Source organism: Anaerophaga thermohalophila str. Valhall (genome assembly GCF_000250735.1).
GTDB lineage: Bacteria > Bacteroidota > Bacteroidia > Bacteroidales > Marinilabiliaceae > Anaerophaga > Anaerophaga thermohalophila_A.
The window spans coordinates 1-3,175 of record NZ_AHZV01000263.1 but is presented as its reverse complement, the minus strand read 5'-3'; the positions used below and the strand labels follow the sequence as shown (position 1 = coordinate 3,175).

The window sequence follows — 3,175 nt, the reverse complement described above, 5'->3', positions numbered from 1 at the left end:
TATGCTTTTTATACCGCACTCATAATATGAAAAAATAATCAGGATAAGTTGCTTATTTAACCTGCATTATTCATAAATTATCTATTACGATGCTCAACTATCGGCAAAACACAAGCGTCCTCATCAAATTTGATTTGAAAATAGTTCACTATTTCCTGCATCAAATTTGTCTGCGGTTGCTTGCGTTTTTTGATATTTGGACATCTCATGACGAAAACTTATGAATAAAGCAGGTTAATTTAAACCAACTCTAAATTAACAGGTTGCTGATGAAAAATCACATCTTATTCATATATTTAGGGTTCAAAATATGGTGATTTTTACATATATTTAATCACATCACCCGTATTTGAATATACTCAAAAATGAAAGTGGCATCCCTCCGCAGGATATGGGGAAATTGCCATTTTGTCCAACCCAAAATTTATCCAAAAATTTTAATCCGGAAAGAGCCTTTTGAAACAGAAACACAGAGGTAACTTTCCAGAAACAATCACAAGGAGGCCTTATGAAAAGAAGAGATTTCTTAATGAAAAGCGCAGGCCTGGGACTGGCCGGAGCATTGATTCCCAATTTTGGAGGCTTGAATGCCGTTGGTCTGACTGCAGAGGAAGGTCAGTACGATCTGGCAGCCGTGAGAGGTGGCGAAGCCCCCGATATGTTTGCAAAAGCGATGGAAGCGCTTGGCGGCATGGATAAATTTGTCAAATCCGGACAAAAAGTATTGGTAAAACCCAATATAGGCTGGGATGTTCCACCCGAAAGGGCCGCAAATACAAATCCCGAGCTGGTGTCGCGCATCATTAAAAGCTGTTTAGACGCCGGCGCCTCGGAAGTGGTGGTCTTTGATCACACCTGCGACCAATGGGACCGTTGTTACCGGAACAGTAAGCTGGAAGACGCAGCAAGAACAGCCGGAGCGAAAGTAATTCCCGGCAATAATGAATCGTTCTACCGCGAAGTATCGGTCCCTAACGGCCGGCGATTGAAAAGTACAAAAGTACATCGCGAACTATTGGAGGCCGATGTTTTTATCAATGTTCCGATTCTCAAACATCATGGTTCTACAACGGTATCGCTCGCAATGAAGAACCTGATGGGAGTGGTTTGGGATCGCGGTTATTACCATGGCAACGATCTGAGCCAATGTATTGCAGATTTTCTGACTTATCGCAAACCCGACCTGAATATAATAGACGGTTACAGGATGCTGACCCGGAACGGTCCACGTGGTGTATCCGTATCGGACGTTGTTGATCTCAGGGCTCTTATTGCAGGCAAAGACATCGTTGCAGTAGATGCTGCAGCCACCATGATGTTTGGCGAAAAACCCGAAAACATAAAAGCACATCAGAATTGCAAATGAAATGGGCCTGGGCTCAATGGCCCTGGATCAACTTGCGATCAAAAGGATCAAAATGGGATAAACTCAATTCTTCCGAATATTCGTAAATACTTATCTATTAAGCGATTATTCGAGAATATGGCAAGTACCGGTTTCACATTTATCCTGAAATTTGATTAACGCTATGACCTTATACAAATTGTTAAAGAAAGGTCGGATCATCATAGCCATGGCTGTGCTGTTGCTGACTTTTATTTTATTTATTGATCTTTACGAATGGATACCGAATAATACATTCGATACCATACTTTATGTGCAGTTTGTTCCTTCTTTTTTGCTATTTTTTTGGCCGTTTTTTCATTGGCAACAGCAGGTGGCTTTGTTTTAGTATTGCTGCTGACACTTCTTACCGGGCGCCTCTATTGTTCCACCATTTGTCCGCTTGGCATACTTCAGGATGTCATTAATCGTATTTCGCGGTGGCACACAAAGAAAAGGCGTTTCTTTAAATACAAAAAGCCGCATCCCGTAATGCGGTACACGTTTTTGGGCATTATGGTGTTGGCTGTAGCCTTCGGAGCCGGGTGGATTGTTACCTGGCTTGATCCGTACAGCATTGCGGGAAGGGTTTTTACTTATCTGTTTAAACCATTGGCCGTTTGGTTTAATAATGGAATTCTTGCGCCCGTTCTTCAGAACTTCGAAATTTATTCTGTATACCATAAAAACCTGATGGTTGCTCACATTCTTCCGGCAATTCTGGCTTTTGTGATCATCGTGGCGATTGGTTATTTTGCATGGAAACGTGGCAGACTCTTCTGTAACACTATCTGTCCGGTAGGTACATTGCTCGGAGAAGTTTCACGCTTTTCATTTCTTAAGGTGCAATTTGATCAGAACACCTGTACCAGATGTGGCAAATGTGCCGCTGTCTGCAAAAGTGAATGTATTGATATCAGGAATTATGCTGTAGACCATACCAGATGCGTTTCGTGCTTCAACTGTCTGGATGTTTGTCCAGAGTCGGCCCTCTCATTCCGACCCACGGGTAAAGTACAGAGACTTGAAAGTGTACGCCCCTTAGCCGAAAAAGACGATAATCCCACCACAAAGCATAACACACGCAGGAAATTGTTGATAACAGGGCTTGCACTTTTAACAGGGAGCAGAATTTATGCTCTGAAAAAAGAAAAGCTTCCTGAAAATCAGAAGAATCTCCTCAAAAACAAGAAAGACCATCCCGTAGCTCCCCCAGGTGCAGGAAACATAAAGCGCTTTAACGATATTTGTACCGGCTGCTCCCTCTGTGTAGCAGCATGTCCTACGGGCGTTTTGCAACCGGCTCTCACCGAATACGGACTCAATGGTTTCATGCAGCCGCACATGGACTATACAACCTACTTCTGCAATTACGATTGCAACAAATGCGGTGAGGTCTGTCCAACCGGTGCAATTCTGCCTCTGCCTTTAGAAGAAAAACAAGTTACCCAGATGGGCAAGGCCGTTTTTGTGAAACAGAACTGCATTGTTTACACCGATGGAACAGTCTGCGGAGCCTGCTCGGAACATTGCCCGACAAAGGCTGTTCAGATGGTGCCATATAAAGACGGCTTACGCATCCCCGAAGTAGATCAATCCATTTGCATTGGCTGCGGGGCCTGTGAGTATCCATGCCCCGTACCGGAACCATTTAAAGCCATTTATGTAAACGGTAATGCGGTTCACCAAAAAGCTGATAAACCACAAGCAAGTGAAAAACAAAAAGTTGATATTGATGAAGATTTCCCGTTCTGATGACAGGTAAGGGCAATAAGCTTGTTAAAAAAGCCT

General features: G+C 43.2%; 3 protein-coding genes. All 3 read left to right on the top strand.

Annotated features, from left to right (window positions below; translation table 11 throughout):
* Positions 1-508: 508 nt before the first annotated feature.
* Entirely contained in the window at positions 509-1,366 is an 858-nt protein-coding gene (locus OQ5_RS21185) for a DUF362 domain-containing protein (protein ID WP_255297553.1), read from the top strand.
* 163 nt (positions 1,367-1,529) lie between these two features.
* Complete coding sequence (locus OQ5_RS24790) at positions 1,530-1,733, top strand: hypothetical protein (RefSeq protein WP_016778122.1); 204 nt, start codon at positions 1,530-1,532, stop codon at positions 1,731-1,733.
* Entirely contained in the window at positions 1,706-3,139 is a 1,434-nt protein-coding gene (locus OQ5_RS0114175) for a 4Fe-4S dicluster domain-containing protein (protein WP_255297552.1), read from the top strand. The genes OQ5_RS24790 and OQ5_RS0114175 overlap by 28 nt, the downstream gene beginning before the upstream one ends.
* Positions 3,140-3,175 lie beyond the last annotated feature (36 nt).

Coding starts and splice junctions, on each gene's coding strand:
- OQ5_RS21185 (WP_255297553.1), top strand. CDS start 509: ATGAAAAGAAGAGATTTCTTAATGAAAAGCGCAGGCCTGGGACTGGCC.
- OQ5_RS24790 (WP_016778122.1), top strand. CDS start 1,530: ATGACCTTATACAAATTGTTAAAGAAAGGTCGGATCATCATAGCCATG.